Consider the following 5,352-nt stretch of genomic DNA (forward strand, 5'->3'; position numbering starts at 1 on the left):
CGGCGATATTTGTCCCCGTCTGGTTTCTACTTTTGGAGCAAGCATGACTAGCCTATTAACATCCTCGATTACCTCTTTACCGCTGCTGGGTACCGGAAAAGTGCGCGACAACTACGCCGTCGGCGCAGACAAAATTCTGATACTGACCACAGACCGTTTATCGGCCTTTGATGTCGTGATGAACGAGCCGATTCCTGGCAAGGGCAAAGTGTTGAATCAGATGAGTGATTTCTGGTTTGAGAAGCTTGCCGACATTGTGCCCAATCATCTGACCGGCATTGACCCGGAAAGCGTGGTTGCACCCGATGAAGCAGAGCAAGTCCGTGGCCGTGCCGTCGTTGCCAAACGTCTGGAGCCGATCATGGTTGAGGCGGTGGTGCGCGGCTATATTATCGGTTCAGGTTGGAAAGATTATCAGGCCACCGGCGCGATTTGCGGCGTGACCTTGCCAGTCGGATTGCAGCAAGCGGCCAAGCTTGATGAGCCGATTTTTACACCAGCGGCCAAAGCTGACATGGGCCATCACGACGAGAACATCAGCTATGAAGACATGGAGCGTCGGATCGGCACTGAACTCTCAGCGACCATACGCCAGATCAGCATTGCGTTATACAAAACCGCCGCCGAATACGCGGCAACACGCGGCATCATCATTGCCGATACCAAATTCGAATTCGGTCTCGACCAGAACGGAAAACTGCATTTGATGGATGAAGTGTTAACCGCTGATTCGTCCCGTTTCTGGCCAGCCGATAGCTACGCAGTCGGGATTTCTCCGCCGTCATTCGATAAGCAATTTGTGCGCGATTATCTGGAAACGATTACCAGCTGGGACAAGACCGCGCCTGCGCCGACCTTACCGGCAGACGTCATCGAAAAAACCGGCGCAAAATATCGGGAAGCGTTAGAGCGCCTGACTGGTGAAAAACTAAAAGATTAATGAAGGAGGCAATGATGCACGCAAGCCAACAAAACACACCGCTGATCGGCGTCGTCATGGGTTCGTCCTCTGACTGGGATGTGATGCAACACGCGGTTGCCATATTGACGGAGTTCGGCATCGCACATGAAGCGCAGGTTATTTCAGCGCATCGCATGCCAGATCAGATGTTTGCTTACGCCGAGACGGCCCGCGCACGCGGCTTGCGGGCGATTATTGCCGGAGCCGGTGGTGCTGCCCATTTGCCGGGCATGCTGGCGGCTAAAACGATTGTGCCTGTATTGGGCGTGCCGGTGCCATCGAAGTATTTACGCGGCGAAGATTCGTTGTTGTCTATCGTGCAGATGCCCAAAGGCATTCCGGTGGCAACCTATGCGATTGGTGAAGCGGGCGCTGCAAATGCAGCCTTGTCGGCGATCGCGATGCTGGCGTGCACTGATGATGCATTGGCCGAAAAACTGCTGGCGTACCGCGTAAAGCAGACCCAAATTGCCCTTGATATGAAATTACCTCCTGTATGAGTAGTCAGCACATCGTTAGCTCTGGCGACACGCCATTGATCCCGACCACCACCCCCGCTACCTGGTTAGGCGTGATGGGCGGCGGTCAGTTGGGTCGCATGTTTGCGCATGCCGCGCAAGAGATGGGTTACAAGGTTGCGGTATTGGAACCGGCCCAGGATTGTCCTGCATCGCACGTCGCCGACCGACACGTTTTAGCCGACTATGATGATGAAGTTGGCCTGGCTGAATTGGCATCGCTGTGCGTGGCTGTCACCACTGAATTTGAAAATGTCTCGCATCACAGTCTGGCATTTTTGGCCGACAGTATTTTCATCGCGCCTAAAGCGGCTTGCGTCTCGATTGCCCAAGATCGCGTCGCCGAAAAAGAATTCTTCGCGCAATGCAGCGCGCAATCGCACGTTTCCCCTGCGCCGTATCAAGTCATTACGTGCATGGCCGATATAGATAGCGTGCCAGCCGATCTGCTGCCCGGCATCCTGAAAACCGTGCGGCTCGGCTACGACGGCAAAGGTCAGGCCCGAGTGCGGACTCTGGATGAATTGCGCAGCGCTTATGCTGACATGAACGGCGTCCATTGCGTGCTTGAAAAAATGCTGCCGCTGGCCTACGAAGTATCGGTGCTGGTTGCGCGTGGCGTCGATGGGGCCGCAGTGGTCTATCCGATTGCCGAGAACGTGCATCGCGACGGCATTCTGTTCACCACCACTGTGCCGGGGCCAAATGTTGGCGCGGATGCGGCTAAGCGGGCGCAAGATGCGGCGCTGGTCATCACAGGACAGCTGGGCTATGTCGGCGTACTGTGTATTGAATTTTTTGTCTTGCAAGACGGCACGTTGGTGGTTAATGAAATGGCCCCGCGTCCGCACAACAGCGGGCATTACACGATAGACGCCTGCATCACCAGTCAGTTCTCGCAGCAGGTACGGGCGATGGCGCGTCTGCCGTTGGGCGACGTGCGGCAACATTCTCCGGCAGTGATGCTCAATATTTTGGGCGATGTCTGGTTTGCCGATGACAGCGATCACATCCGTGAACCGGCCTGGGATCAGATCATGGCCTTACCCGGTGCTGCGCTGCATTTGTATGGCAAAGCCGAAGCACGCCGTGCTCGCAAGATGGGCCACATCACCTTTGTTGCGCCCACCCTTGCACAAGCGCAAGCGCAACTGGTGCAGGCCTGCACGATTCTCGGGATTGCCTTGTAATGAACGTAACGGACGCAATGGATATGGACGCTCCCGTGCTAATTGACCTGCGAGCAATCACGCTTGCCGTCCGTAAGTTGGAGGCCGGTGAGCTGGTGGCTTTCCCGAGCGAGACGGTCTATGGCCTTGGCGCGGATGCTGAAAATCCGCTTGCGGTGGCTAGCATTTACGCCGCCAAAGGTCGCCCTTCCAATCATCCGGTGATCGTCCACATCGCACCAGAAGCCGATATCGCTTATTGGGCGCAGGCGATCCCGCCACAAGCACAGCAATTGATGGCAGCGTTTTGGCCCGGTCCGCTAACGCTGATTTTGCAGCGTGCCGCGCACATCTCCAGCGCTCTTTCCGGCGGTCAGACTTCAATCGGTATCCGTTGCCCATCGCATCCTGTTGCGCAAGCTTTATTGCGTGCGTTTAAAGGCGGGAAGGGTGGCATTGCCGGGCCATCCGCTAACAAGTTCGGTCACGTCAGCCCCACCACCGCGCAACACGTACGCGATGAATTTGGCGACGGTCCTGATTCTCCGATTGGCTATATTTTGGATGGTGGTCAAAGCGAAGTCGGCATTGAATCGACCATCATCGATCTGTCGCGCATGGCAACGCACGGTCCGGTGCTATTACGCCCGGGCGACATTAGTACCGCAGCAATTGCGGCAGTACTGGGTATGCCCGTGCAGGCGGCTGACGCCAGTGCGCCACGCGCCTCCGGCACGCTGGAATCGCATTACGCACCGCGCACGCCGGTACTGCAGGTCACGCCGGAGAACTTATCGGCGACTTTGTCGCAATTGCATCAGGCCGGCAAACGGATGGCGTTGATTTCTTATTCAATGGATGCCGACAATATCTCGCTGACAGTAGCGCACTATGCGATGCCGGGTGAGCCACACGGTTACGCGCATCATCTCTATGCCGCACTGCGCGAATTGGATCAGGCCAATGCCGATTTGATCATCGTTGAGATGCCGCCTCAGGACATCGCATGGCAAGGAATCAATGATCGCCTACGCCGTGCTGCGTATGTTGCGACTGACGCTGCCGGAATATAAAAAAGTACGACGCCCAACTCAACACGACATCGTCAACGTTTCAGCCTTGTTGGCGGTCATTCTCAAGAATACTCTTGCCCCCGACCGGCGCTTCTCTTAAGCGCTATACGGTAGTGTCGCGTTCCAAATTTTTCTCCTCCCACTCAAAATAGTGCTTCTGCGTAAAGCCATTTACGCCGTTCGTTGATATCTGGTGTGACTGCATAGCCTGCCGATAACAATTCAGTCCACACTATTTTGTCAAAGAGCCATGAAATACAACAAACACATTATCTCGCTGAGCATCGCACTCATCTTCGGTAGTCTTATTCAAACGGTGCATGCCACTCCGGAAAATCTTCCGGTCGCGGTCAAAAAAGAAAGCCCGCAAGCGCGTAAAGCACAGCAAATCAAAATCGATGTCGCCAAGTCGGGCATTGCGTTGCAAGATCAGAAGGCTATGCGCACCATACTCACCAGCCCGAATGCGCAGTACATCAAAGTTTATTTTTCCGCGTTTTCATTACCGGACGGTGCTTATGTAGAGCTTTCCCATCCGGTTAGCGGCGAACGCTATCGTTATACGAACGATACTGTCAGGCGCGACTTGCAGGGATTGATGCCGGCGATGTCGGTTTCAGGCGAGACGGTTGTTCTGGAGATTGTGGACCCGAGCGGAAGTTTCGATTCCGCGCAGCATAGCGTTGTCATCGATCAATATCACACGACGACTCAGTCTGTTGTGATGCGTGCCCCGCCAGATGCTACTGCAGAGCATGTTCCTAATTTACGGATACGTCCGGCATGTTTCAACGACGATAAAGACGACCTGGAAAAACAGGCGATCTATCATTATTCGCGGCCGATAGCGTTGGTCAATAACTACAATCCGAATGAACAAGGATATGGTTCGTATGGGAGCGCCTGGCGTGTCGGTGAGCCTATGAAAGATGAAAATGGCGGCCTGCGGTTTTTGATGTTTACCAACCATCATGTCTTTAAAGACAGCCATGACGACAGTAAAGTTGAAGTGTGGTTTGACCATGAACATATCAACTGCAAACACGATCTCAGACGCCCTCATCTTGATCGCGGCAAAGCGCCTGTTAAGTTCGCGGCGAAAAAAAAGTTGCGTAGCAACTCTGGCCGAGATTTGGATTACCAGTTATTTGAATTGCAGGTGTCTCCAGAGGATGTCGCTAAGCTAAAGTCCTTCGGTTACCTTGGCCTGGATATCACTACCGCTACAGAAGGGCAGGGAATTTATATTCCTCAGCATGGTACTGATCCGAATGTGGGTTATGAGAATGACGAAGTCGTCCTGAAAACGATTGCCACAATCACGCCCGATGGCGAATCCTGCAAGCTTGATTATGTCTTTGAAACAATCGAAGAAAATATAAGATATAGCTGCCCTACGTCGGGCGCCACCTCTGGCTCCCCCGTCACTAACAGCGATACGCATACGGTTGTCGGTCTGCACAACGGTGGATATACGCCGGACGATGGCTCACTAAAGATAAATTTCGCCGCAATGATGCAGTATATCTGGAGAGAAGTTGCGCCAGACTTTGGCAGCGTGGTGCCGGTGAGTTACCCGATTATCGATACGGTCATTGACGATAGCGTTGAGCCTGAACCGATTATCGATA

Annotated in this window: 5 protein-coding genes; all 5 read left to right on the forward strand. The window is 54.0% G+C overall.

All coding sequences use genetic code 11. The features are described from left to right. Nucleotides 1–43: 43 nt before the first annotated feature. Nucleotides 44–940 carry a phosphoribosylaminoimidazolesuccinocarboxamide synthase gene (locus tag ACVBEF_RS20430; protein WP_447125750.1) on the forward strand — a complete coding sequence of 299 codons (897 nt, stop codon included), beginning with the start codon at nt 44–46 and terminating at the stop codon, nt 938–940. Between the two features lie 14 nt (nt 941–954). Beyond that, nucleotides 955–1,461 (forward strand): 5-(carboxyamino)imidazole ribonucleotide mutase, encoded by a 507-nt coding sequence (gene purE, locus ACVBEF_RS20435; protein ID WP_447125751.1) that lies wholly within the window; start codon nt 955–957, stop codon nt 1,459–1,461. Next, complete coding sequence (locus tag ACVBEF_RS20440) at nt 1,458–2,669, forward strand: 5-(carboxyamino)imidazole ribonucleotide synthase (protein WP_447125752.1); 1,212 nt, start codon at nt 1,458–1,460, stop codon at nt 2,667–2,669. The genes purE and ACVBEF_RS20440 overlap by 4 nt, the downstream gene beginning before the upstream one ends. Beyond that, a complete protein-coding gene (locus ACVBEF_RS20445) occupies nt 2,669–3,721 on the forward strand; it encodes an L-threonylcarbamoyladenylate synthase (RefSeq protein ID WP_447125753.1) in 1,053 nt (350 codons plus the stop codon). The genes ACVBEF_RS20440 and ACVBEF_RS20445 overlap by 1 nt, the downstream gene beginning before the upstream one ends. 250 nt (nt 3,722–3,971) lie before the next feature. After that, on the forward strand, nt 3,972–5,352 hold a 1,381-nt coding region (locus tag ACVBEF_RS20450), incomplete at its 3' end, for a trypsin-like serine peptidase (protein ID WP_447125754.1).

The organism is Glaciimonas sp. GG7 (genome assembly GCF_052976905.1).